Origin of the sequence: Acidovorax sp. SUPP3434, assembly GCF_030159015.1 — a bacterium.
GTDB lineage: Bacteria > Pseudomonadota > Gammaproteobacteria > Burkholderiales > Burkholderiaceae_C > Paracidovorax.
Window position 1 is genome coordinate 90,865 of the sequence record NZ_BQXL01000011.1, and the last position, 23,569, is coordinate 114,433.

The 23,569-nt window shown below is 69.9% G+C and carries 20 protein-coding genes; 5 read left to right on the forward strand and 15 right to left on the reverse strand.

The window, feature by feature from the left end; genetic code table 11:
* Positions 1–400: 400 nt before the first annotated feature.
* The 3 genes from AVKW3434_RS17060 to AVKW3434_RS17070 form a co-directional block, all read right to left on the reverse strand.
* The gene (locus AVKW3434_RS17060; RefSeq protein ID WP_284406788.1) at positions 401–1,837 is read right to left on the reverse strand and encodes an alpha/beta hydrolase; all 1,437 of its coding nucleotides are present in this window, start codon (positions 1,835–1,837) and stop codon (positions 401–403) included.
* A 212-nt stretch (positions 1,838–2,049) separates the two neighbouring features.
* Positions 2,050–2,187, reverse strand: a complete 138-nt coding sequence (gene ccoS, locus AVKW3434_RS17065; RefSeq protein ID WP_272564155.1) for a cbb3-type cytochrome oxidase assembly protein CcoS — start codon at positions 2,185–2,187, stop codon at positions 2,050–2,052.
* Entirely contained in the window at positions 2,187–4,676 is a 2,490-nt protein-coding gene (locus AVKW3434_RS17070; protein WP_284406789.1) for a heavy metal translocating P-type ATPase, read from the reverse strand. The genes ccoS and AVKW3434_RS17070 overlap by 1 nt, the downstream gene beginning before the upstream one ends.
* 107 nt (positions 4,677–4,783) lie before the next feature.
* Here AVKW3434_RS17070 and AVKW3434_RS17075 point away from each other — a divergent pair, with 107 nt between their 5' ends.
* Positions 4,784–5,227: a universal stress protein gene (locus AVKW3434_RS17075; protein WP_284406790.1), complete on the forward strand. Its 444-nt coding sequence runs from the start codon at positions 4,784–4,786 to the stop codon at positions 5,225–5,227.
* A gap of 143 nt (positions 5,228–5,370) precedes the next feature.
* Here AVKW3434_RS17075 and AVKW3434_RS17080 read toward each other — a convergent pair whose 3' ends face one another.
* The 6 genes from AVKW3434_RS17080 to AVKW3434_RS17105 all read right to left on the reverse strand — a co-directional run bounded on the left by AVKW3434_RS17080 (position 5,371) and on the right by AVKW3434_RS17105 (position 11,214).
* Positions 5,371–6,105: an ABC transporter ATP-binding protein gene (locus tag AVKW3434_RS17080; RefSeq protein ID WP_284406791.1), complete on the reverse strand. Its 735-nt coding sequence runs from the start codon at positions 6,103–6,105 to the stop codon at positions 5,371–5,373.
* Positions 6,102–6,857, reverse strand: coding sequence for an ABC transporter ATP-binding protein (locus AVKW3434_RS17085; RefSeq protein WP_284406792.1), 756 nt, complete (start codon positions 6,855–6,857; stop codon positions 6,102–6,104). Before AVKW3434_RS17085 ends, AVKW3434_RS17080 begins: the two co-directional genes overlap by 4 nt.
* A gap of 20 nt (positions 6,858–6,877) precedes the next feature.
* Positions 6,878–7,756, reverse strand: coding sequence for a branched-chain amino acid ABC transporter permease (locus AVKW3434_RS17090; RefSeq protein ID WP_284406793.1), 879 nt, complete (start codon positions 7,754–7,756; stop codon positions 6,878–6,880).
* Between the two features lie 19 nt (positions 7,757–7,775).
* Entirely contained in the window at positions 7,776–8,651 is an 876-nt protein-coding gene (locus tag AVKW3434_RS17095) for a branched-chain amino acid ABC transporter permease (protein ID WP_272564160.1), read from the reverse strand.
* 78 nt (positions 8,652–8,729) lie between these two features.
* Complete coding sequence (locus AVKW3434_RS17100; protein ID WP_284406794.1) at positions 8,730–9,950, reverse strand: ABC transporter substrate-binding protein; 1,221 nt, start codon at positions 9,948–9,950, stop codon at positions 8,730–8,732.
* 31 nt (positions 9,951–9,981) lie between these two features.
* Positions 9,982–11,214 carry a metal-dependent hydrolase family protein gene (locus tag AVKW3434_RS17105; RefSeq protein WP_284406795.1) on the reverse strand — a complete coding sequence of 411 codons (1,233 nt, stop codon included), beginning with the start codon at positions 11,212–11,214 and terminating at the stop codon, positions 9,982–9,984.
* A 216-nt stretch (positions 11,215–11,430) separates the two neighbouring features.
* Between AVKW3434_RS17105 and AVKW3434_RS17110 the strand changes: the two genes are divergently transcribed.
* On the forward strand, positions 11,431–12,402 hold the full coding sequence (locus tag AVKW3434_RS17110; protein ID WP_284406796.1) for a LysR substrate-binding domain-containing protein: 972 nt from the start codon (positions 11,431–11,433) through the stop codon (positions 12,400–12,402).
* A gap of 276 nt (positions 12,403–12,678) precedes the next feature.
* Positions 12,679–13,371 carry a Fic family protein gene (locus AVKW3434_RS17115; protein WP_284406797.1) on the forward strand — a complete coding sequence of 231 codons (693 nt, stop codon included), beginning with the start codon at positions 12,679–12,681 and terminating at the stop codon, positions 13,369–13,371.
* 77 nt (positions 13,372–13,448) lie between these two features.
* On the opposite strand, the gene AVKW3434_RS17120 is transcribed toward AVKW3434_RS17115, so the two are convergent.
* The 6 genes from AVKW3434_RS17120 to AVKW3434_RS17145 form a co-directional block, all read right to left on the reverse strand.
* A complete protein-coding gene (locus tag AVKW3434_RS17120) occupies positions 13,449–15,032 on the reverse strand; it encodes a sensor domain-containing diguanylate cyclase (RefSeq protein WP_284406798.1) in 1,584 nt (527 codons plus the stop codon).
* Positions 15,033–15,145: 113 nt separating this feature from the next.
* A complete protein-coding gene (locus AVKW3434_RS17125; RefSeq protein WP_284406799.1) occupies positions 15,146–16,711 on the reverse strand; it encodes a malonate--CoA ligase in 1,566 nt (521 codons plus the stop codon).
* A 27-nt stretch (positions 16,712–16,738) separates the two neighbouring features.
* Positions 16,739–17,599 carry an enoyl-CoA hydratase/isomerase family protein gene (locus AVKW3434_RS17130; RefSeq protein WP_284406849.1) on the reverse strand — a complete coding sequence of 287 codons (861 nt, stop codon included), beginning with the start codon at positions 17,597–17,599 and terminating at the stop codon, positions 16,739–16,741.
* Between the two features lie 75 nt (positions 17,600–17,674).
* Positions 17,675–18,667 carry a Bug family tripartite tricarboxylate transporter substrate binding protein gene (locus AVKW3434_RS17135; RefSeq protein WP_272564166.1) on the reverse strand — a complete coding sequence of 331 codons (993 nt, stop codon included), beginning with the start codon at positions 18,665–18,667 and terminating at the stop codon, positions 17,675–17,677.
* A gap of 154 nt (positions 18,668–18,821) precedes the next feature.
* Entirely contained in the window at positions 18,822–20,276 is a 1,455-nt protein-coding gene (locus AVKW3434_RS17140) for a malonyl-CoA decarboxylase (protein WP_284399174.1), read from the reverse strand.
* Entirely contained in the window at positions 20,273–20,962 is a 690-nt protein-coding gene (locus tag AVKW3434_RS17145; RefSeq protein ID WP_284406800.1) for a GntR family transcriptional regulator, read from the reverse strand. Before AVKW3434_RS17145 ends, AVKW3434_RS17140 begins: the two co-directional genes overlap by 4 nt.
* 274 nt (positions 20,963–21,236) lie before the next feature.
* Between AVKW3434_RS17145 and AVKW3434_RS17150 the strand changes: the two genes are divergently transcribed.
* Both AVKW3434_RS17150 and AVKW3434_RS17155 read left to right on the forward strand, forming a co-directional pair.
* Entirely contained in the window at positions 21,237–22,268 is a 1,032-nt protein-coding gene (locus AVKW3434_RS17150) for a GlxA family transcriptional regulator (protein ID WP_284406801.1), read from the forward strand.
* A 111-nt stretch (positions 22,269–22,379) separates the two neighbouring features.
* Positions 22,380–23,546, forward strand: coding sequence for an MFS transporter (locus AVKW3434_RS17155; protein WP_284406802.1), 1,167 nt, complete (start codon positions 22,380–22,382; stop codon positions 23,544–23,546).
* Positions 23,547–23,569 lie beyond the last annotated feature (23 nt).

Here is a 23,569-nt window from a genome sequence, read left to right on the forward strand (position 1 = left end):
AGGAGTCACGCCGTGGTCACCGGGCGGATTCGAACCTGAAGCGCAACGCCTGTGTCGTGAATGAACAAGGCGATCCAGACCCGCGTGTACGAGCGGTTCTGCATCCTTCCAGGACCAAATTCTGGACGGCGGGCCTCACTGGTCGTTCAACAGGGACGTCACTGCTTCGCAGCTACACCGACCACCCAGACGAGACTCGCTTTCTGCGCCGAGCCAAGGGAGCCTACGCACCTTGGTAGACACTGACCTGAAACACCCGCGATTCCTGTTGGCGCAGTCCCGATTAGGGAGCGAAGGAAAGTTGCCCTTGGGCTGGTTGATCGGCAGAGGGGACGACTATGAGGCGGTGCCAGAAGGTCCGCCCCACGGGGTTTAGCCATGCATTCAAGTCGACGCCAGATCAACTGCCGTTGCACCCGGGCAGGGTTGCGCGGGAAGCCACGGTTGCAGCACTGTCGTCGCGCCCACCTGCGTTGCGGGTATGGGTGCAGCCATAACGTGCGTCAGCGACGGTGGCGGGCGTTTTCACGTCGTCACCCGCGGGCTTGGTGCCTTTCTCTACCCAGTCGGCCATCGCCTTGAATGCTTCAGACTGCTCGGCCACGGTGAAATCGCAGTGGCTGGGGGCACGAACGGCGCGCTGCACCAGCCACTGGCCATTGCCGTTGGCCTCGGCGCGGTCGCGGTAAACCTGCTCCATGTGGAAGGGCACGTACATGTCGCCCAGCGTATGCAGGGTGACCACCGGGATACGGAACTGGCCATTGACCTGTGGCACCCAGCGCAGGCCATCGGTGCGCAGTCGGTTGGCGTCGGGTGCCGGCACCCACTTCGCGATGGTGGCGTTGAAGTCTGCCACCTCTGCCGCGCTGGCGTTGAACCGGTAGACCGTACCGGTGGTGTCGATTCCCTGCTTGTTCAGTATGCCGTTGAGGGTGCCGTCGCGTCCGAAGGTGCCCCACACGGTGTTTTGCAGCGGAGCATTGGCAAAGCCTTGCTCGAAGATCGGCCGCGGCCCGCCGGTCAGGTTCATGACGATGTCTTTGAGCTTCTGCCCTTGCGGCGTCACCGGCGCAAACGATGTCTGGCTGCCGAACATGGCGTCGCGCACGCGCGGAGCGAGCGCGGCCCAGTCGGTGGTGGGTGCGGCCACAGCGGGCACACCGGCCAGCTTCTGCGCCGCCAACTGGTAGGCACCGAAATAGTTGTACAGCGACAGATCGCCCAGCACGGCGCACATCGGCAGGGCGCCCTGGTAGCGCCGCTTGTGGACCGCCGTTTGCTGCGCCTCTTCCTCGATGGCGGCGGCGGCGATGTGGCCGCCCATCGAGATACCGGTGACATAGGTGCGGGCAGGCTCTGACAGCACACGGCCGTTGGCGGCAGCAATCGCCACAAACGCATTGGCCAGCGCATTGGTGTCTTCCACGCCCACGCGCACGTCATAAAAATTCTTGGTGTAGCTGGATGCCGCCCAGGCGTAGCCGTTCTCGATCAGGTAGCGCCGGAAAGCCGGGTTGGACACGGTCAGCGCATTGCCTTCGCCCGCATAGCCGTGGGCGTACATCACCAGAATGCCGTTCCAGTTTTTCGGAACCTCTACACGGTAGCCCGCGCCGGCATTCGTGCCGCTCCAGCGGTCGGTCTGCACCGTGGTGCCATCCATGGCCGCGAAAGGCAGGCTGGCGGTGGCCACGGCAAAACTGGTGCGGGTGTCTTGCACACGGGTTTCCTCTGGCGCGAGGCCCCCGCCACCACCGCAAGCCGAGAGCAGCAACGCACTGACGGCGCCGATGGCAGCCGTGCGGGAAGGAATCAAAAAACGGATCGGCTGCATGGTTGTGTCTCTCTTGGTGGGGGAGCAATGACGACTGCATTGGCGGCGCCAGTCTAGGCACGGCTCGCGCTACCCCTGTGCGGGTTTTCCCGCGCGTTTGTCACGCGGGCGACGGGTGGCGGCAGCAGCGGTTGGTCTGCCATAGGGGCCCGTCAGCCGCTGCGTGACGCGGCGGGCGTTGAATGCCGGGACGGTTTGGCTTGGCGCTCCGGTCATTCATCTCGCAGGATGCGCTCGCCCTCCTGCTCCACATCCTCGAACTGGCCCCGGGACACCGCCCAGCCCAGACCCATCAAAACCAGCAGCACCAGCACGACGGACAGGGGAATGAGCAGGTAGAGGATGTCCATCACACACCTTCCGGCAGCGGCACGTCGCTGTGGGCGGCTGGTGCCGCAGCGGGAGCGTGCGGGGAGCCGGTACCGGCTGCCAGCCGCGCCGCATTCGCGACCACCAGCAGCGAACTGAGCGCCATGCCCAGCCCGGCGAGCCACGCCGGCATCCAGCCCACGACGGCCAGCGGCACGCACAGCGCGTTGTAGAGCGCGGCCCACCACAGGTTCTGCCGCACCACGCGCAGGGTGCGGCGGGCCAGCAGCAGCGTCTGCACCACCTGTTCCAGGTCGCCGCCCATCACCACGAAATCCGCGCGCGACTGCGCCAGCGGCGCGGCGCGGCCGAAGGCGAACGACACATGGGCGCCCGCCAGCACCGGCCCGTCGTTGAGCCCGTCGCCCACCATGGCCACGCGGTGACCGCGCAACTGCTCGGCCTGCAGCAGCGCGAGCTTGTCCTGCGGCGTGCAGTCGCCCTGCGCCCGCTCGATGCCCACCTGCGCGGCGATGCGCCGCACCGCGCCGGGCCGGTCGCCGGAGAGCAACTGCACGGCCACGCCCGCATCGCGCAGGCGGCGCACCGCGCGGGGCGCTTCGGGGCGCAGGTCTTCGCTCCAGTCGAACCGGGCCAGTTCCACGCGCGTGCCGTCGCTGCGCTGCTCGGACAGCAGCACCTGCTGCCCCGTGGCGCTGCCCCCGGCCCCGTCACCGGCCGGGCCGCCGGCGCCCGCATGGCGCACGGAGCCCAGGCGCACGGTGCGCTCGCCCAGGGCCAGCCGGCCTCGCGCATCGGCGGCGCCATCCGCGCCCTCGCCCGCCTCCCGCAAACGCGCCACCAGGCCCTGCCCGGCCAGTTCGTGCACTTCCAGCACGTGCCAGCGCGAGGCGGCGGGCAGCCCCTCGCGCGATGCCGCAGCCACCAGCGCCCGCGACACCGGGTGCACCGAATGGCGAGCCACGGCCGCGGCCAGTGCGAGGGCATCGGCCCGTTCCTGGCCTGGCGCCGGGTGCACGCCGCGCACGGCCATGCCGTCCCGCGTGAGGGTGCCGGTCTTGTCGAACACCACGGTGTCCACCCCCGCCAGGGCCTCCAGCGCCTGCAGGTGGCGCACCAGCACGCCCTGGCGCGCCAGCGTGCCCGCCGCGGTCAGCATGGCCACGGGCGTGGCGAGCGACAGCGCGCACGGGCAGGTGACGATGAGCACCGCCACCGCCACCATGAGCGCATGGCCCGGGTCGGTGGGCCACCACCACGCGGCGGCCAGCGCGGCGGCCGCCAGCACGGCGATGAGGAACGGCCGCGCGATGCGGTCCGCCAACTGCGCCAGTCGCGGCTTTTGCAGCGAGGCGCTTTCCATCAGCGCCACGATCTGGGCGAAGCGCGTGTCGGCCCCCACCCGCTCCACCTTCACTTGCACGGCCGACTGCAGGTTGTAGCTGCCAGCGGTCACGGCGCTGCCCTCGGGCCGTGCCACGGGCGTGGACTCGCCCGTGAGCAGGGCCTCGTCGGCGAGCGTGTCGCCCCGCGTGATGCGCCCATCGGCCGGGAAGGCCTCGCCCGGCAGCACGCGCACCGTGTCGCCCACGGCCAGGCGCCGCACGGCCACGCGCACGAAGGCGCCATCGGCCTGCAGGCGCTCCACGCTGTCGGGCAGGCGGTTCATCACCGCCTCCAGCGCGCCGGCCGTGCGGTCGCGCAGCCGCAGCTCCAGCCAGCGGCCGGTGAGCAAAAAGAACACGAACATGGTCAGCGAGTCGTAGAACACCTCGCGCCCGAAGATTCCGCTGGGATCGAAGGTGCCCGCCGTGCTCACCCCGAAGGTGATGGCCATGCCCAGCGCCACGGGCAGGTCCATGCTCACCCGGCGCAGGCGCACGTCGCGCAGCGCGTTCGCAAAGAACGGCCCGCAGGCGAAGATGACCACCGGCAAGGTGATGACCCACGAGGCCCAGCGCAGCAGCTGCTCCATCTCGGCCGTGAGGTCGCCCGGCTGCGCCACGTAGGCGGGCCACGCGTACATCATCACCTGCATCATGCAAAAGCCGGCCACCAGCCAGCGCCACAGCGCGCGGCGATGCTCGCCTTGGCGTTGCGCCCGCGCGAAGGCGTCCATGGCCGGCAGGGCCCGGTAGCCCGCGCGCCGCACCGCCGCGATCCACTGCGAGGGCCGCACGTGGGCGGCATTCCACACGACGCGCGCGCGCCGGGTGGCCGCGCTCACATCGGCCTGCGCCACACCGGGCACGGCGCGCAGGACGTCTTCGATGGTCAGGGCGCAGGCGGCGCAGTGCATGCCTTCCAGCACCATGTGCGATTCCCAGGTCTGCGCGGTGGCGTCAGCGTCGGCGCCAGCACCCGCAGGCAGACGGGCGCGGCCGAACGACGCCCACTCCTGCGGGTCGTCCAGCAGCAAGGCACGCTCGGCGCACGGAGCGTCCGGGGCCGGCGTTCCCGCAGTCAGGTCGGGACGGTCGGGAGGCGGCTCGAAGCGATGGGAAAGCATGGACCCAAGGCTATGCCCCCTGCCCCGTCCGCACATTGACCTGGATCAAGCCTGCCCTTGCCCAGGCTTCGTAAGCTGGCGTCCTCCGTCCACTTCAGGAGTCTTCCATGTACCAACGCATCCTGATCGCCACCGATGGCTCCGAACTCTCCGGCAAGGCCGTGGACCACGGCCTCGCGCTGGCGGCGCTGAGCGGCGCCGCTGTGGTCGTGCTCAAGGTGGTGCCGCGCTATCCGCGCAGCTACTTCGAGGGCGGCTCCATCGTGGACACGGGCGATGCCAAGCGCATCGAGGCGCAGTGGACCGCATCCGCCAAGGCACTGGTGGACGGCATCAAGGCGCTGGGCAGCGCCCAGGGGGTGGCGGTGAAGGCGGTGGTGAGCAAGTCCGACCTCGTCGCCGAGGCAGTGATCGCCGCCGCCCGAAAGCACCAATGCGACCTGATCGTGATGGCCTCGCACGGGCGCAAAGGCCTGCAGCGGCTGCTGCTGGGCAGCGAGACGCAGCACGTGCTGACGCACTCGCACATCCCCGTGCTGGTGCTGCGCTGACCGGAAGCGGCCGCCTGCGCCGGCGGGCAGGCCGTGTGGCCCACCGATTTCAAGCCGAATCGCCCTCCAGCGCAATCGATACCAGGGCATACAGCTATCAAAAAAGGAGCAACCAACCGCAGCGGGCGCGCCTTTACTCGCCATCAGTGGTTGCCCAGGTACAGCTGCGCCATGCGCTCGTCGGCCAACAGCCCGTCAGCCGGGCCCTGCAGCACGCAGCGCCCCTGGTCGAGGATGTAGCCCTGTTGGCTGATCTGCAGCGCCTGGCGCGCGCGCTGCTCCACCATCAGCACCGCCACGCCGGCGGCGGGCAGCGTGCGCACCATGTCGAACACCTTGCCGACCAGCGAGGGCGCCAGCGCCGCCGTGGGCTCGTCCAGCACCATGATGCGCGGCGAGGGCATCAGCGCGCGGGCGAAGGCCAGCTGCTGGCGCTCGCCGCCCGAGAGGTTGCTGGCCGGCTGTGGCAGGCGCTCGACCAGGGCGGGAAAATCCGCCAGCACCGCATCCATGCGGCGCTTGACGTGCGGCACGCCGCGCACCACCAGCAGGTTCTCGCGCACGGTGAGCGAGGGGAACACGTTGGCCACCTGGGGCACGTAGGCCAGGCCGGCATCGAACCGGTCTTCGGCCGACAGCCGCGTGATGTCGCGCCCGCCCAGGTGGATGCTGCCCGCCACGCGCGGCAGCAGGCCCAGCAGCGCCTTCACCAGCGTGGACTTGCCCGCACCGTTGGTGCCGGCGATGGTGACGATCTCGCCCGGCGCGACGGCCAGGTCGATGCCGTGGATGATGTCCACGTCCGAATAGCCGCCGCGCAGCTGCCCGATCTGCAGCAGGTTGCCGCTGCCGCTGCCGTTGTGCAAAGCGCTGGTCATACCACCCCTCCCATGTAGGCCTCTTGCACCCGCGGGTCGTCCAGCACGGTGTGCGGATCGCCCTCGGCGAGGATGCGCCCGCGGTCCATCACGATCATGCGGTGGGACAGCGCCTTGAGCGCCTGCAGGTGGTGCTCGATCACGATGAAGGCGATGCCCTGGCCGTGCAGCTCGCGCACGCGGTCGCAGATTTCCTCGATCAGCACCGGGTTCACGCCCGCGAAAGGCTCGTCCAGCAGGATGCAGCGCGGGTCCAGCATGAGCACGCGGCCCAGCTCCACCAGCTTCTTCTGCCCGCCCGACAGGCCGCCCGCCTTGACATCGCGCACACGCGCGAGGTTCAGGAACTGGAGGATGCCGTCGGCCTTGGCCGCCAGCTGCGCTTCGTGCTCGCGCAGGCTGCGCGTCTGGAAGAACGCGTTCACCAGGCGCTCGCCCTGCGGGTTGGCCGCGGCGGCCAGCAGGTTCTCGTGCACGGTGAGGCTCTTGAACTCGCGCGGGATCTGGAAGGTGCGCACCAGGCCCATGCGCGCGCGGCGGTACGGCGGCACGCGGGTGATGTCCTGGCCGGTGAAGGTGATGCGCCCGGCATCGGCGGGCTGCTGGCCGGCGATGGCGGCGAACAGGGTGCTCTTGCCCGCGCCGTTGGTGCCTGCAATGCCCAGGATCTCCTGCTCGGCCAGCTGCAGCGACACGCCGTCCACCGCCTTGAAGCCGCCGAACTGCCGCGTCACGGCCTCCACTTTCAGCATCGGTGCTGCTGTCGTTGCCATCATTGCGACTTCCCTCCGAACAGGCCGCTCGGGCGATACAGGGTGACCAGGATCAGCGCGAGCCCCACGGCCGCGAGCCGCAGGCTGGCCATGCCCACTTCGGACACGCCAGGCACCCAGTCCTTGGCGAAGCGCGAGCCCTCCAGGAACACCATGAGCAGCAGCGAGCCGAAGACCGCGCCGCGCACCGAACCGGCGCCGCCCATCACCAGGCCCATCCACACGTAGAAGGTGATGAGCGGAATGAACTGCTCGGGCGTGATGAAGGTGATGAAGTGCGCGTAGAACGCACCCGCCACGCCGGCCAGCGCCGCGCCCAGCATGAACACCTGCACCTTGAACCAGGCCGGGTCCTTGCCCAGCGCCGACAGCGCGGCCTCATCGTCGCCGATGGCTTTCAGCAGCCGCCCGAAGGGGCTGCGCGTGAGCCGCACCGTGCCCCAGGACACCAGCGCGACCAGCGCGAGCAAGGTGGCGAACGTCGCCACGTCCGACACCGGCCCCCAGGCCGCGAACAGCTTGGGCAGGCCCGGCAGGCCCTGCACGCCCTTGGTGAGCCAGCTTTCCTGCTGGATGGAGATGCGCACGGCCTCCGAGAAGCCGAGCGTGACGATGGCCAGGTAGTCGTCGCGCAGCCGCAGCGACAACAGGCCGATGGGCAGCGCCAGCAGGCCCGAGAGCACGCCCGCGGCCACGAAGCACAGCGCCAGCGGCACGCCCTGCAGGTACAGCAGGCCCGAGGTGTAGGCGCCGACGGCGAAGAACGCCACCACGCCGAAGTTCACCAGCCGCGTGAGGCCGAACTGCAGGTTCAGGCCCAGCGCGAGCAGGCAGTAGATGAGGGCGATGACGCCGATGGCGCAAAGGTAGGCAATCATGGATTCGGCTCCTTCGGCATCAGCGCACCAGCTGCACGCGGCCCATGATGCCGGCCGGGCGCAGCAGCAGCACCAGCGCCAGCACCACGAACGACAGCACCAGCTTGTAGGAAGGCCCCAGCAGCGGCACGGCCAGCTCCTGCGCCACGCACAGCAGCAGCGCGCCCAGCACCGCGCCCACCGGGCTGCCGATGCCGCCCAGCACCATGGCGGCGAAGGCGGGAATCAAGCTCTCCCAGCCCATCTCGGGGCTGACGATGGCCTTCATGCCCAGCAGCACGCCGCCGATGGCCGAGAGCGCGCCCACCAGCACCCACAGGCTGAGCATGAGCCCGCCCGCGCGGATGCCGCTGGCGCGCGCCAGGTCGGCGCTGTCGGCCACGGCGCGCAGCTGGCGCCCGAAGCTCGTTTTGTAGATGAGCACGAACACCACCAGCAGGCACAGCACGGCGATGCCCGCGATGGCCACGTCGGTCGGCAGCAGGCGCACGCCGCCGAAGTTCCAGGCCCGCACCAGCGGCAGGTCGAACGTGCGCTGGTCGTGCCCGGCGAAGAACGAGATCAGGCTGCGCAGCAGAAAGCCCAGGCCGATGGCCGCCAGCATCGACGACACCATGGGCCGCCCGGCCAGCTTGCGAAAGATCAGCGTGTACGAGCCCGCGGAGACCACGGCGGTCGCGGCCATGCTCGCCAGCGCCGCGGCCCAAAGCGGCCAGCCGCCCAGCATCTGCACCGCCACGGCGGCATAGGCGCCGGTGGTCAGGAAGTCGCCCGTGGCCGCGTTGGGAAAGCGGTTGACGCCCATCACCAGGGTCATGGCCAGTGCGGGCAGCGCCACCACCAGGCCTTCGATCAATCCATTGATCAACAGGTTTGCGAAAGCTATCCAGGTCATTGCGTCATCTCGTTCTTACCCTGCCTTGTCAAGAAAAGCCCGGTCGCCCCCGCTCGGGGCCTGCCGGGCTGCGCCCGCTCACACCGTGATGGACACCACGTCGCGGCGCACGAGCTGGCCCTTCTCGATGATGAACACGCCGAAGTCGGGCGTGGCGTCGCCGTACTTGTCGAAATCGAGCTTGCTGGAGGCGCCCTCGTAGTTCACCTTGGCCTTCCTGCCCAGCTGGGCCTTGCCCTCGGCGAACGAATAGACGGCCGTGCCGGGGGCGTTGGAGACCTCGCGCAGCTTGGCGTTGACCTGCTCCACCGTGGCCTTGGGGCCGGCCGCCTCCATGGCCAGGGCCAGCGAGATCACCATGTCGTAGGCCATGGCGGCGTAGATGTTGGTGGAGGCCGCCTTGCCCGTGGCCTTGGTGAAGGCCGCGTCGAACTGCGCGTACGAGGTGCTCTTTTCGTTGGAGACCGTCTCCACCGAGATGATGCCCTCGCACACTTCGGCGCCCAGGGCCTTCACCAGGTCGGGATTGGCCGCCCAGCCGGGGATGACCCATTGGTTGTCGGCGCCGGACTGGAACCATTCGCGCAGGATGATGGTGGTGTCGGGCAGGTACGAGCCCATCACGATCACATCGGGCTTGGCCGCCAGGATCTTCTGCAGCTCGCTGCGGTAGCTGGGGCGGCTGGGTTCGTAGGTGACGTGCGCCGCCACCTTGCCGCCGCGCTTTTCCCAAACCTTGGTGAACCCTTCCACGTTGCCCAGGCCCGATGCGTTGTTGAACGCCATGGTGGCCGGGCGCTTGAAGCCGCGCTTGGCGCAGATCTCGGCGAACGCCGCGCCGAAGCGGTCGTTGGTGGCCTGAAAGCGCCACACCAGGTCCTTGGTGTCGAGCGTGGAGATGGCGGGCGCGCCCGACACGTTCATCTGGATGATGCCGGCCGCATCGGTCAGCGGCATCACCGCCAGCGTCACGCCCGAAGCCCAGGTGCCCAGCACGGCCTGCACCTTGTTCACTTCAATCAGCTTCTTGGCGGCCAGCACGGCCGCGTCGGGCTTGGTCTGGTCGTCTTCGGTGAAGAGTTCCAGCTTGCGCCCGCCTGCGCCACCCGCGGCGTTGACCTCGTCCACCGCCAGGCGGATGGCCTGCTGCATGCCCGGGCCGTAGGGGCTGCCGGCGCCCGTGATGGGCGTGAGCGAGCCGATGCGGAAGACCTCGCCCTGCTGGCTGAAGCCGATGGAGGGAAGGCACTGCAGGGCGGCTGCGGCGCCGCCGAGCTTGACGAAATTTCTACGTTGCATGGTGTTCTCCGGTCAGGTCAGGGGGTTGGTGTCAGAGGTTGTTTTTCACGAAGGCGCCGTCCTTGACGATGGCGCGGATGCGCTCGCCCTGGTTCAGCAGGCAGGCGATGTCGGTGAGCGGGTTGCCGTCCACCAGCAGCAGGTCGGCGATGGCGCCGGGCGTCACCTCGCCCAGCTGGCCCTGCTGCCCGAGGATTTCGGCGCCGACCAGCGTGGCCTGCTGCAGCACCGGGCCGTTGCCCAGCACGTCGGCGCGCAGGCGCAGCTCGTCGGCCTGCAGGTAGTGCGTCTCGGCCAGCAGGTCGCTGCCCAGGCCCATCTTCACGCCGGCCTTGGCGAGGATCTCGATGGCCTGCCTGCCCTGGCCGCGCACCAAGTCGATCTTGGCGATGGACACCGCCGGCAGGCCATAGCGCTCGCCCTCGTTGGCCAGGCCCTCGTAGGTGATGAGCGTGGGCACCATGAAGGCGCCCAGCTCGGCCATCAGCTCGGCCGTGGGGGCATCCACCAGGTTGCCGTGCTCGATGGTGCGCACGCCGCAGCGCACCGCGCGGGCGATGGCGCGGGGCGTGTAGGCATGGGCCATCACGTAGGTATTGGCGTTGGAGGCTTCTTCCACGATGGCGCGCAGTTCGGCCTCGGAATAGCCCAGGTTGTTGATCGGGTCGTTGGGCGAGGCCACGCCGCCCGAGGCCATGACCTTGATCTGCGTGGCGCCCTTGAGGATCTCTTCGCGCACCGCCAGGCGGCAGGCGTCCACGCCATCGACCACGCGGCCGATGTTGCCCAGCTTGTAGGCGCACGAGCACACGTCCAGGTCGTCGTTGCGCTGGCGGAAGTCCGCATGCCCGCCGGTCTGCGACAGCGCCTTGCCCGAGGGGAAGATGCGCGGGCCCTGCACCAGTCCCGTGCGCACCGCTTCGGCCAGCGACCAGTCGCCGCCGCCCGCATCGCGCACCGAGGTGAAGCCGCGCTCGAGCATGCCCTTCATGATGGGCAGCGAGCGCAGCATGGTGAACACGTTGGGCATTCGGGCCACCGCGCCCAGGTTGAACGACGAGGCCACCACGTGCACGTGGCAGTCGATCATGCCGGGCATGAGCGTCATGCCGCGCGCATCGACCACCGTGGCGCCTTCGGGCGCCTGCAGGCCCTCGCCCACCGCGGCGATGCGCCCGTCCTGCACCAGCACCGAAAGACCCGGGCGCAGCGCCAGCGCATGCACGTCCAGCACCTGGCTGTTTTCAATCAACAAAGCGGTCATGGAATCAAAAAATCCAAAATAGGGGCTTCGAAATTACTCATGGGCTGGCGGCGATGGGGGCCAAGGCCCCGTACCGTCCCGAAAGCGGTGCACGCTGACACCTTCATTCGGGAAAAACCGTCACAACGCCGTCACAGGTTGCATTTATCGGGCCAATGGCGTCTTGTCGCAACGCCTAAAATCTCACCTGCCCATGACTACAGCTCATACCACTGCATGCGCCGCCTCTGCCCCACCCTCTCCGAACTGAACGCTTTCCACTCTGCGGCAAAGCACCAGGCCTTCACGATGGCGGCCAAGGAGCTGTGCGTGACGCAAAGCGCCATCAGCCGCCACATCGCCTCGCTGGAGGACTACCTGGGCCAGAAGCTCTTCATCCGCCGCTCGTCGGGGCTGGAGCTGACCGATGCGGGCGCCACCTACCTCAACGCCACGCGCCCGGCCATCGCCGCGCTGGAGTCGGCGACAGCGCAGCTCATGTCCTATGGCGGCGACGGCGGGGCGCTGAACCTCTCGGTGCCGCCCACGTTCGCGGCGCAGTGGCTGTTTCCGCGCCTGGGGCACTTCAAGCGCACGCTGCCGCAGGTGTCGCTGAACTTCGTGCGCTACCAGCACGCGCACGACTTCGCGGTGCCGCACGAGTTCGATGCCGCCATCCAGTACGGCTACGGCAACTGGCCCAGCGCCAACGCCCGCTACCTGATCGGGCAGGAGACCAGCATCGTCTGCAGCCCCCAGTTGCGCGACACGCTGCCGTTGCGCACCCAGGCCGACCTGCAGCACGCCACGCTGCTGCAGCACATCGAGGTGCCGCTGGCCTGGCACGACTGGATGGCGGCAAACGGCTGCGACACCGGCGGCAGCCGCTTCGGGCCGGGCTTCAACCTGTACTCGCTCATCATCCGGGCCGCCGTGTCGGGCTTCGGCGTGGGCATCGTGCCCACCTGCCTGGTGGAGGACGAGCTGCAGGCCGGCACGCTGGTCGAGCCGCTGGGCCAGCGCTTCCAGAGCCCGCTGGGCTACTACCTGTGCGCGCCCACGGCCCGCACCAACCTGTCGGTGTACCGGCTGGTGAGCGGCTGGCTGGAGCACTGCTGCAGCCACGCGGCGGGCACCGATCCGGGCGAAGGCACCTCGCCTGCGGCCGGCTGCATCTTTTGCGCCAGCGGTTCGCCGATGGCAGGTTGAGCCCCGTTCGCAACCAGGCCAGGTTTTTCGTTCGGCGCAGGGGGCCTGCGGGAAAATCGGGGCAGCATGGGAAGCACATCAAGCAATGTGATTCACATGCCTCCAAAAATTGACGGATCGAAAACGGCGCGTGCCTCGACCCTGCCACCATCGGCCTCGTTCGACAAAGCACCGAACACTTCCGGGCGCTCCCGCGCGGGCTCCGCACCGGAGGGGCTTCAAAGCGCGCAAAGGGCGAGAACTTCCGGGACATCCGGTCTGCGCCCAAGAACCGCATTGCAGCCACAAAGCCACCATGGCGGCAAGGCACATGCCGCCGAACAAATGGCCCGCGAAGTGCTGGACAGCGTTCCGCTGGGGCAACTGAAAAGCGAGTTCTCGCCAGAACTGCTGCATGTCGTGCATTCGGCGGCTTACGCACCTGATGACCAATACAGCACGCTGAAGGGCAAACTTTCCGTCGGCTATGCGTTGGCCTGGGCACGTGGCAAGGACAAGGTCGAACCCGCACAGATACGTGAGTCGTGGGCTGCAGCGCCTGGCGGCCTGGGCGTGAAAACCTATCAGCCCGAAGAGATCGGCAAGCTGGAGAGCTACGGCGCATCTTTCTGGGGTCTGCCTTTGCCGGGTTCGTCAGGAACGGCTGGCACGCTCACGGGAAAAACCGTGTTTCGCCCGGCAGAACGCATCCCGCAAGACCTGCAGAGGCTGTGCGGGGAAGTCAAGAAGATGCTCCGCCAGGCCAAGGGAAACGATCCCATGGAGGCTGCCATGATCGCGGCCCACTTCAAGCAAAACTTCATTGCCATCCATCCGTACATGGACGGCAATGGACGGGTCAGCAGGCTGTGCGCGGAACGTATTCTGAAAGAGCTTGGCATGCCATCGCCCGATTGGAGCAAGGCCGATTTCAATCTCAACCTCAGCGTCGAAGAAACCGCCCAACGGATGCTGCAGCACATGAACTGAACCCCCAGCCGGCTCCTGCGTCGCAGACCGCGCAGTGATCCTGGCGAACAGTGGAACCTACTCCCGCGCCGCGCCGGTCAGGCCGCCCGAGCGCCGCGCCCGGCGAGGGAGAGCACCGTGTTGCGCCCGGCCTGCTTGGCGGCATACAGCGCGGCGTCGGCGCTGGCCAGCAGGTCCTGGGCGCTGTCGGGCGCGCCGTCCGTCCAGTCGCAGCACGCCAGGCCGCCGCTGACCGTCACGCATTCGAAGGGGCTTTGCGGGTGCGCGATCTGCAGCGCGCGCACCGCCGCGCGCGCCGCCGAGGCCACGAGGGCCGCGCCGGCCGCGTCGGTCTCGGGCAGCACGATCACGAACTCCTCGCCCCCATAGCGCGCCACCATGTCCTCCGGCCGGCGCACCGACGCCTCCAGCGCCTTGGCGACCTGCCGCAGGCATTCGTCGCCGCTGAGGTGGCCGAAGAAGTCGTTGTACTTCTTGAAGAAATCCACGTCGAACAGGACGACCGACACCGGCAGGCGGCTGCGCCGGCATCGGGCCATCGCACTGGCGATGTGCTGGTCGTAGGCGCGGCGGTTGTACAGCCCCGTCAGGCCGTCGTGCTCGGCCAGGTGCTCCAGCTTGTCGTTGGCCAGCACCAGCGCATCGCGCGCCGCGGTCAGGTCGCGCTCGACGTCGCGGCGGTGCCGGACCGCCTGGATCACGCCGCCCCCGGCCAGCCCGACCACGACCACCAGCAGCAGGATGTCCAGGGCCTGCACCGAGGCCGAGCGGCGCCACTCGGCCAGCACCTCGTCTTCCGCCAGCGCGACGGTGACCAGCAGGGCATTGCTGCGGGTGTGTTCGAAGCCCACCAGACGGCGCACGCCGTCGATGGGCGACGGCGCGGTGGCGATGCCGGCGCGGCTTTGCGTCAGCATCTGGAACAGCGGCGTGCCGCTCAGGCTGCGGCCCAGGTCTTCGGCGAAGAAGGGCCGCCGGGCCAGGACGGTTCCGTCGTCCAGCAGGAGCGCGATGGCGCCCTTGTCGCCGATCTGCAGCCCGTTGAGCAGGCCGAGCACGTAGTCCACCCGGATGGTGGCGAGCGCCACCCCTGCGAAGTGCCCTTCGGCGTCGTCGATGCGCCGCGACACCGGAATGATCCACACGCCCGAAGACCGGCTGACGATGGGCTTGCCGATGGCGACACGCGTGCTCGGGCTGTCGCGGTGGTGGATGAAATAGGCGCGGTCCGCATTGTTGGCCTGGGGGTTCTGCACGGGCTGCGAATTGACGAGCCAGCGGCCATCGGGCCCGAAGACGAACATGCCGTGCAGGTGCTCCGACTGCGCCACGTGGGTGACCAGCAGGGGCTGCAGGCGTTCCAGGGCGTCGGGGGCCATCTCCGAGCGCTCCAGTTCGTACACCACGCTACCGACCACGCGGCCGACCTCGGCGAACATGGCATCGGTCTGCTGGGCGACCGCATGCGTCAGGTTGCGCGCCGCATCGGCGGCCTGCTGCCACTCGGCATCGCGCGCCCGCCAAGCCAGCCACACGTTGGAGGCCACCAGCAGCAGCGCGACCAGCACGACGAACAGGACCGCCGACGCGACCGACCGGTCCTTGTCCGGCAGGTTCGGGGGGGCCGGGGTCGCCGGGGACCGGGGCAAGGCGGCAGGCATGCAGCAGGACTCCAGAGGGCAAGGGCAAGGGTCAGGTTAGCACCTGCCACCCCATCGGTGAAGCGGCTTTTCCCCCGCGTTCCGCGGCCCGTGTCCGCCGGGGCCGCGCCGGGTCAGGCGAACAGCCCCTTGTGCTGCTCGCGCAGCAGGTTCTTTTGCACCTTGCCCATGGCGTTGCGGGGCAGCTCGGGGGCGATGAAGCAGCGCTTGGGGATCTTGAAGTTGGCCAGCTGCGATCTGAGCCGCCCCACGATGGCGTCGCCATCGAGCTGCGCGCCGGGCTTGGGCGTGATGACGGCCACGCCGACCTCGCCGAAGTCCGGGTGCGGCACGCCGATGAGCGCGCTCTCGGCCACGCCGGGCATCTCGTTGATGTAGCCCTCGATCTCGGCCGGATAGACGTTGTAGCCCCCGCTGATGATGAGGTCCTTGCTGCGGCCCACGATGCTCACGTAGCCGCGCTCGTCCACGCGGCCCACGTCCCCGGTCTTGAACCAGCGGTGCCCGTCGGCATCGGTGCTGAACTCTTCCTGCGTCTTCTCGGGCATGCGCCAGTAGCCCTTGAACACGTTGGGGCCGCGCACCTGGATGCCGCCGATCTCGCCCACGGGCAGCAGGGCGCCCGCATCGTCCACCACGCGCAGGTCCACGCCCGGCAGCGCAAAGCCCACGGTGCCGCCCCGGCGTTCGTCCTGGCCGCCGTGGCGCGGGTCGGCCGTGTAGGGGTTGGAGGTGAGCATGATGGTCTCGCTCATGCCGTAGCGCTCCAGGATGGTGTGGCCGGTGCGCTGCTGCCATTCGCGGAAGGTCTCGATCAGCAGCGGCGCCGAGCCCGCGATGAACAGGCGCATGTTCCGCACCGCCTCGCGCGTGAGGCCCGGCTCGGCCAGCAGGCGCACGTACAGCGTGGGCACGCCCATGAAGACGGTGGCGCGCGGCATGGCGGCGACCACCGCGCGCGGGTCGAACCGCGCCAGCCAGATCATCTTGCTGCCGTTGAGCAGCGCCGCATGGATCGCCACGAACAGGCCGTGCACATGGAAGATGGGCAGCGCATGGATGAGCACGTCGTCCGGCCGAAAACCCCAGTATTCCTTGAGCACCTGCGCGTTGGACAGCAGGTTGCCGTGCGTGAGCATCGCCCCCTTGCTGCGGCCGGTGGTGCCGCTGGTGTACAGGATGGCGGCCAGGTCGTCGGCCGCCCGCGGCACGGGCAGGTGCGTGTCGCCGTGGTGCGCGGCACGCTCCAGCAGGGTGCCGGTGCGGTCGTCGCCCAGCGTGAACACGTGCTGCGTGCCGGCCGTGAAGGCGATCTTGGACACCCAGCCGAAGTTGGCGGGCGAACACACCACCACCGCGGGCTCCGCGTTGCCGACGAAGTATTCGATCTCGCCGCTCTGGTAGGCCGTGTTCAGCGGCAGGAAGGCATGCCCCGCGCGCAGCGTGGCCAGGTACAGCAGCAGGGCCTCGACCGACTTTTCGACCTGCACCGCGATGCGGCTGCCGTCCGGCAGGTCCAGCGACGCCAGCAGGTTGGCGATGCGCGCGCTGGCGCGGTCGAGGTCGCTCCAGGTGTAGTGCAGGGGCGTGCCGTCGGCCGCCGTGGTTTCGACGGCGACGGCATCCAGGTCGTCCGGAAAGGCCGCGCGCAGGGCGGTGTACAGGTTGTGTTGGCTCATACAAAAAAAGAGGAAAACGGTCGGGTGTCAGAAGACGGGAGGACGTTTGGCCAGGAACGCCATGATGCCTTCGCGGTGCTCGGGGCTGTCCGCGTAGGCATAGGGATCGGGGTCGGCGAAGGGGCCCGGCCCCTGCCCCGGTGCGGTGGCCGCCGGATCAATTGCTACATTATTCATAGCACCATGCCCTAGTGGAATATGCGCTGCAGGCCCTTTCAAAGCACGAAGCGTCTGCTTGTTCATGCGCGCCGCAGCGGGGGCGAGCGCGGCGATGCGCCGGGCGCTGGCCAGGGCTTCGGCGGCCAGTGCCTCGTCGGCCACCACGCGGTTCAGGAAGCCCCGCGCCGCCATGGCCTCGGCGCCGAAGGTGGCGGCCTCCAGCAGCATCTGCCGGGCGATCAGATCGCCCACCGCGCCGGCCACCAGCTGCGCCTCGCGCGGGGCCATCGGAAAGCCCAGCCGCGCGATCGGCGCGCCGAAGCGGGCCCCCGCGCCGGCGATGCGCACGTCGCAGCAGCTGGCGATCTCCACGCCCGCGCCCATGCAGGCGCCGCGGATGCCCGCCACGATGGGCACGTCGCACGCCAGCATGGCCGCGAGGCCGCCCCACACTTCGGTTTCGTGGAAGTCGCGCAGCGCCTCGCGGTCGAAGCGGAAGGCCGGGTACTCGGAGATGTCGCCGCCCGCGCAGAAGGCATCGCCCTCGCCTTCGATGAGCACGCAGCGCGCGCCGGCATCGGCCTGCAGCTGCTCGAACACGGCGCGCAGCTGCCGCCACATGGCGCGGGACATGGCGTTGAGCCGCCCCGGGTGGCGCAGCACCACGCGCACCACCCCGGGGGCGCCATCCGCCCCGTCGACCCGCTCCACCCCGATGTCACCCGCCATGTCCGCCCTCTCCACCATGTCCGCCGTTTGCACTGGCCGCATCGGCCGCCTTGCCGCCCCGCCCGGGGCCCCCGGTCAATCGAGCTTGGCGCCCGAATCCTTGACCACCTTCGCCCAGCGGCGAACCTCCGAGTGGACCATGGCGGCGAACTGCGTCTGCGACAGGCCGCCGTAGTCGGCGCCGTTCTTGGCCCACACGGCCTTCAGGTCCTCGGCCGTGCCCAGGCGCTGCGTCTCCTCGACGATGCGCGCCTGCAGGTCGGCCGGCGTGCCCTTGGGCGCCCACAGGCCGTACCACGTGGTCACGGTGTAGTCGGGCAGGCCCACCTCGGCCGCGCAGGGCACGTCGGGGAAGGCCGGGTTGCGCCGGGCGCCGGCCACCATCAGCGCCTTGATCCGCCCGCCCTTGATGTGCGCGGCGGACGAGCCCAGCCCGTCGAACATCATGTCCACGTTGCCGCCGATCAGGTCCTGCAGCGCCGGGCCGGCGCCGCGGTAGGGAATGTGCGTGATGAAGGTGTTGGTCTGCAGCTTGAACAGCTCGCCCGCCAGGTGGTGCGAGGTGCCCGCGCCGGCCGAGGCGTAGTTGAGCTTGGCCGGGTTGCGCCGCAGGAAGTCCAGGAACTGCGGCATGGTGGTGGCCTGCACCGTGCGCGGGTTGACCACCAGCACCTGCGGCACGTTGGCCAGCAGCGCCAGCGGGATGAAGTCCTTCTCGATGTCGTAGTCGAGCTTGGGGTACATCGAGGGCGCGATCACGTGGTGCGTGCCGCCCATGAACAGCGTGTAGCCGTCGGGTTGCGCCTTGGCCGCGAAGCTGGCCCCGACGGTGCCGCCCGCGCCGCCGCGGTTGTCGATGATCAGCATCTTGCCGGTGGATTTGGCGAACTGCGCAGCGAACGGCCGCGCGAAGGCGTCCGTGCCGCCGCCGGCCGGGAACGGCACGACGAGGTTCACCGGCTTGGCCGGCCAGGGGTCGGCCGCCAACACCCGGCCGGTGGCCAGCGCCAGGCCGGCCGCGGCCGCGCCACGCAGCACGCCGCGGCGCTGCAAAGGGGAATGGTTCATGGTGTCTGTCTCCTGTCGTTGTGGGTCTTTGTCATGCATGCAAGGAAGGCGCGCTCATGGCGCCGGTGCCATCTGACCCGCAGGGCGAAAGGCTCGGGCGCTTTCCTTCATGGCGCGCACCGGCCTTTTTTCTTTCCGCCCCGCTCACACCGCCTCAGTCCCGGCACAGGCTCTCGATGTCTCCCGACATCGGCACGCGGCCCTGCGCCAGCAGGCCGCGGTGTTTGTCGATCCGCTTGAGATCGTAGAGATAGTTGACCATCAGGCCGAACGATTGCTTGAGGCCCTTGGACGACGGGTCGCCCGCCCAGTTCAGGCGCTCCACGCGCGCGCCGTTGCCCAGGTGAAAGCGCGCCACCGGGTCCACCGGCTTGCCCTCTTGCAGCTCGCGCCCCAGGTAGCGCGCGGCGCACTGCAGCAGCAGCTGGCGCACGGGCGATTTCGGGGGCAGCTCCAGCGCCTTGTCGGCCGCGGCCAGCACGTGGGCGGCCTGCGGCGGCTCGAACCCCACGGCCTTGCCCAGCTCGGCGCGGCGCTTGTCATCGAGCGCATCGAGCGCGGCGGCGCAGTGCTTGGACAGCCACGAACGGAACCCCGGGATCGGCGACAGCGTGGCGAAGGTGCGCAGGCGCGGAAACTCCGCGTTCAGCGTCTCCACCACGTGCTTGATGAGCGAATCGCCGAAGCTCACGCCGCGAAGCCCCGTCTGCGTGTTGCTGATCGAATAGAAGATCGCCGTGGTCGCCTTCGACAGGTCGGACGGCGCCGCGCCCTCGTCCAGCAGCGGCGTGATGCTGCTGGACAGGTCGGCCACCAGCGCCACCTCCACGAAGATCAGCGGCTCGTTGGGCAGGCGCGGGTGGAAGAAGCCGTAGCAGCGCCGATCGCTGTCCAGCCGGTTCTTCAGGTCCGCCCAGCTGCGGATGTCGTGTACTGCCTCGTATTTGATGAGCTTTTCGATCAGCGAGGCGGGCGAATCCCACGACAGGCGCTTGAGTTCCAGGAACGCCACGTCGAACCAGGTGGAAAACAGCTGCTCCAGCTCGGCATCGAGCGCGAGCAGCCGCTTGTCGCCCTTGAGCTGCGGCAGCAGCTCGGCCCGCAGGTCCAGCAGAAAGCGCATGCCGTTCGGAAACACCGCAAAGCGCTGCAGCAGCCGCGTGCGCGGCGACACCAGCGCGCGGCGCAGGTGGATCTCGGCATGGGCTTCCTCGGCCGTGCCGGCCGCCGCCTCGTAGCGCTGGCGCGCCGACTTGAAGCGCGTGGCATCGGGCGCGAACTGCTCGCACAGCAGCAGCCACATGTCGCGGCGCTCCTCGGGCTCGGCCGCGTGGTACCAGGCGGCGACGGCCTCGGCGCGGCGGCCGCCCTCGACCTCGCTCACCTGCGGCGCGCCCACCTCCTGCAGGTCGGCCAGCAGGCGCCGCAGCGCGCGTGGCGACAGCGCCTCCTGGCCGCGGCGCAGCGTGGCCTGCAGGCGTTCGTGCGTGGAGCGCGGCACCGGCGCCTTGGCCGGGCCGCTGCCCGCGCCGTCGGCCGATCCGGTGGTCTTGTCAGCGGGGCGCAGGCGGGAGACGCTGCGCGTGATCCATTCCGCAGTGGCATTCATGGCGTGATCCTCGAAGGGGGGTTGCGGGCGATGTCGCGCAGCGCGGCGCGCTGGCGCACGAGGTGGGTGCGCATGGCCTCCTCGGCCACCTCGGGAGCGCGCAGCTTGATGGCATCGAACAGCTCCAGGTGCTCGGCCAGGCTCTGCTGCAGCCGCCCCGGGGCGCGCAATTGCTGCAGGCGGGCCAGCCGCAGGATCTTGCGCAGGTCGCCGATCACCTGGGCCAGCCAGCGGTTGTCGGCCAGCGTGATGAGCGCCTCGTGGATGGCGTGGTTGGCCGCGTAGTACTCGCCGATGCGGCCGGCCGCAGCGTGCTCGCGCAGGCGCTCGTGCAGCACCTCCAGCGCGGCCAGGTCGGCCTCGCTGGCGCGCAGGGTGGCCTCGTGCGCCGCGCGGCCTTCCAGCAGGGCGATCACCGGGAAGATCTCGTCCAGGTCGCGCTCGGTCACCTCGGCCACGAAGCAGCCCCGGCGCGGCTCGTGGCGCAGCAGGCCCTCGGCCACCAGCACCTTGAGCGCCTCGCGCAGCGGCGTGCGCGAAATGGCCAGCCGGTCGCACAGCGCGATCTCATCCACGAACCCGCCCGGGGGCAGCTGCCCGGCAAAGATCAGCTCGCGGATGCGCTCGGCCGCCTCGGAATGCAGGGACAGGGGGAGCGCGCGCGCGTTGGCGGGAAGGGAGGACATGGCAAAGCGGCAGTGGTGGCTGTGGGTAGCTGTGGGTGGCTCGATCGACCTCGCAAGCAGTGACAACGAAACGCAACGTGCCGGCATCGCGCGGCAATGTGCGTAATTTCACATAATTATGGCGATGGAGCCGCCACTTTCCCATCAGGGATTCCCTGGGCCGCGAAAACCCCATGCGGTGGCGCCGCGCGTCGGTCCAACTCCCCGAAAAGTGGCTGGATCTGTGCGATGGTTGTCATTGCAGCCACCGCCGCGCCGCGCGACACTGCAGCGCATGACCCCACCCCGCCCCCGCCGCATCGCCTGCCTGCTGTACCCCGGCTTCATGAGCCTGGACGTGGTCGGCCCGCTGCAGGTCTTCGCCTCCGCCAATGTCGAGATGGAGCGCCAGGGCCGCGCGCCGGCCTACGCCCTGCAACTGGTGGCCGAGGCCGCCGGCCCGGTGGCGTGCTCCGCCGGCTTCGCCGTGGTGGCCGACGCGGCGCGGCGCGACGTGGCGCTCCCTGGACTGGACACCCTGCTCGTGCCGGGCGGCATGGGCGTGGACGCCCAGCTGGACGACACCGCCCTGCACGACTGGCTGCGGCAGGCCGAGCGCACCGCCCGGCGCGTGGGATCGGTGTGCTCGGGCGCGCTGCTGCTGGCCCGCGCCGGCCTGCTGGACGGGCGGCCCGCCACCACCCACTGGGACAGCGTGGACGGCCTGCGCCAGGGCCATCCGCAGGTGCGGGTGGCGGGCGACCGGCTGCACACCTACGACCCGGGCGGCATCGACGGCGACGGCCACGTCTTCACCTCGGCCGGGGTGACGGCGGGCATCGACCTGGCCCTGGCGCTGGTGGAGCACGACCTGGGCCGCGCCATGGCGCTGGCCGTGGCGCGGCGCCTGGTGATGTACCTGCGCCGCCCGGGCGGGCAGGCGCAGTTCAGCCCCCTGCTGGCGCCCGATGCGGCGCACGCGCCCCGCCTCACGCCGCTGCTGGAATGGATTCCCGGCCACCTGGGCGGCGACCTGTCGCTGGACGCCCTGGCCGCCCGCGCCTGCATGCCGCCGCGCACCCTGACCCGCGTGTTCCAGCGCGAACTGGGCACCACGCCCGCGCGCTACGTGGAGCGGGTGCGGGTGGAGGCGGCATCGGCCCTGCTGGCCCAGGCGCAGGCCTCGGTTTCCACCGTGGCGCGGCTGTGCGGGTTCCAGCACCCCGAGACGCTGCGGCGCGCCTTCCACAAGCACCGGGCCGTGAGCCCGCAGGCCTATGCCGAGCGCTTCGGCGCTGGGACGGCCGGCGTGGCCCGGCCGGGCTGACGCGTCGGCCGGCAGAGAAAGCCCCGGGTCGCTGCGGCCGGCCCATCGCACCGCGCCACGGCTCGACCGCCCTTCCCTTTTCCGTTTTTCATCTCCCTCACAGGCCCTGCCATGCTGCTTCGCAACCCCGCCATCCGTCTGCTGTTCGCCGGCCAGGCGCTCTATTGGTCGTGCTCCATCATCGGCATCACCCTCACGTCCCTCGTCGGGCTGCGGCTGTCGCCCTGGGGCGCGCTCGCCACTCTGCCGCTGGCGCTGTTGGTGTTGGGCAACCTGCTGGCCGTGTCGCCGCTGTCGCTGTTCATGCAGCGGCGGGGCTGGCGGCCGGGCCTGGTGCTGGGTGCGGCCTTCGGCGTGGCCGGGGGCCTGGTGTGCGCCCTGGCCGTGGCGGCGGGCAGCTTCGCGCTGCTGTGCGTGGGCACGGCGTGCATCGGTGTCTACCAGGCCTCGGCGGGCTACTACCGCTATGCCGCACTGGAGGCCGTGGACCCGCGCCACAAGGGCCGAGCCGCGGCCTGCGTGGTGGGCGGTGGCCTGTGCGCCGCGCTGCTCGCGCCGGCCGTGGCGGTGGGCTCGCGCGATGCGCTGGCCACGCCGTTCGTGGGCTCCTACCTGGCCATCGCGGCCCTGGCGGCGCTGGGCGTCGCCACCATGGCGCGGCTGCGCGAAGGCGTGGCGCCGCAGCCGGCCGCCGCCGGGCGCGCGGTGCTGCTCGCGCTGCTGCGGCGCCCCGCCCTGCGCGCCGCCGTGGGGATGACGGCCATCGGCCACGGCCTGATGATCCTGGCCATGAACGCCACCCCGCTGGCCATGGATGGGTGCGGCTTCTCCACGGCCCAGGCGGCGCGGGTGATCCAGTGGCACGTGGTGGGCATGTTCCTGCCGGCGTTCTTCGCCGGCCCGCTGGTGGACCGCTGGGGCAGCCGGCGCGTGGCCGGCGCGGGCGCCCTGGTACTGGTGGGCAGCGCGACGGTGGCGCTGTCGGGCCTGGGGTTCGCGCAGTTCCTGGCCAGCTCGCTGCTGCTGGGCGTGGGCTGGAACCTGATGCTGATCGCCGGCACCACGCTGCTGTCCGAAAACCACGCGGAGCACGAACGCGGCCCGGCCCAGGCGCTGATGGAGCTGTGCAACGGCGGCATGGCCGTGGCCATGTCGTTCGGCTCGGGCGCGCTGCTGTCGGGCATCGGATGGACCGCCATCAATGCGGCCATGCTGGTCCTGCTGGCCGTGGCGCTGGGCCTGCTGTGGTCGATGGCGCCGCGGCGCGCGGCGGTCTGAGGCACCCTGCGGTGCCGATTCGC

What these genes read in the sequence shown, in the direction of transcription:
- AVKW3434_RS17105 (WP_284406795.1), bottom strand. Translation starts at nt 11,214, where the DNA reads ATGACCGCTTTGTTGATTGAAAACAGCCAGGTGCTGGACGTGCATGCG.
- AVKW3434_RS17110 (WP_284406796.1), top strand. Translation starts at nt 11,431, where the DNA reads ATGCGCCGCCTCTGCCCCACCCTCTCCGAACTGAACGCTTTCCACTCT.
- AVKW3434_RS17060 (WP_284406788.1), bottom strand. Translation starts at nt 1,837, where the DNA reads ATGCAGCCGATCCGTTTTTTGATTCCTTCCCGCACGGCTGCCATCGGC.
- AVKW3434_RS17070 (WP_284406789.1), bottom strand. Translation starts at nt 4,676, where the DNA reads ATGCTTTCCCATCGCTTCGAGCCGCCTCCCGACCGTCCCGACCTGACT.
- AVKW3434_RS17080 (WP_284406791.1), bottom strand. Translation starts at nt 6,105, where the DNA reads ATGACCAGCGCTTTGCACAACGGCAGCGGCAGCGGCAACCTGCTGCAG.
- AVKW3434_RS17100 (WP_284406794.1), bottom strand. Translation starts at nt 9,950, where the DNA reads ATGCAACGTAGAAATTTCGTCAAGCTCGGCGGCGCCGCAGCCGCCCTG.
- AVKW3434_RS17085 (WP_284406792.1), bottom strand. Translation starts at nt 6,857, where the DNA reads ATGCTGAAAGTGGAGGCCGTGACGCGGCAGTTCGGCGGCTTCAAGGCG.
- AVKW3434_RS17150 (WP_284406801.1), top strand. Translation starts at nt 21,237, where the DNA reads ATGACCCCACCCCGCCCCCGCCGCATCGCCTGCCTGCTGTACCCCGGC.
- AVKW3434_RS17090 (WP_284406793.1), bottom strand. Translation starts at nt 7,756, where the DNA reads ATGATTGCCTACCTTTGCGCCATCGGCGTCATCGCCCTCATCTACTGC.
- AVKW3434_RS17140 (WP_284399174.1), bottom strand. Translation starts at nt 20,276, where the DNA reads ATGAATGCCACTGCGGAATGGATCACGCGCAGCGTCTCCCGCCTGCGC.
- AVKW3434_RS17120 (WP_284406798.1), bottom strand. Translation starts at nt 15,032, where the DNA reads ATGCCTGCCGCCTTGCCCCGGTCCCCGGCGACCCCGGCCCCCCCGAAC.
- AVKW3434_RS17145 (WP_284406800.1), bottom strand. Translation starts at nt 20,962, where the DNA reads ATGTCCTCCCTTCCCGCCAACGCGCGCGCGCTCCCCCTGTCCCTGCAT.
- AVKW3434_RS17075 (WP_284406790.1), top strand. Translation starts at nt 4,784, where the DNA reads ATGTACCAACGCATCCTGATCGCCACCGATGGCTCCGAACTCTCCGGC.
- AVKW3434_RS17155 (WP_284406802.1), top strand. Translation starts at nt 22,380, where the DNA reads ATGCTGCTTCGCAACCCCGCCATCCGTCTGCTGTTCGCCGGCCAGGCG.
- AVKW3434_RS17095 (WP_272564160.1), bottom strand. Translation starts at nt 8,651, where the DNA reads ATGACCTGGATAGCTTTCGCAAACCTGTTGATCAATGGATTGATCGAA.
- AVKW3434_RS17125 (WP_284406799.1), bottom strand. Translation starts at nt 16,711, where the DNA reads ATGAGCCAACACAACCTGTACACCGCCCTGCGCGCGGCCTTTCCGGAC.
- AVKW3434_RS17135 (WP_272564166.1), bottom strand. Translation starts at nt 18,667, where the DNA reads ATGAACCATTCCCCTTTGCAGCGCCGCGGCGTGCTGCGTGGCGCGGCC.
- ccoS (WP_272564155.1), bottom strand. Translation starts at nt 2,187, where the DNA reads ATGGACATCCTCTACCTGCTCATTCCCCTGTCCGTCGTGCTGGTGCTG.
- AVKW3434_RS17130 (WP_284406849.1), bottom strand. Translation starts at nt 17,599, where the DNA reads ATGGCGGGTGACATCGGGGTGGAGCGGGTCGACGGGGCGGATGGCGCC.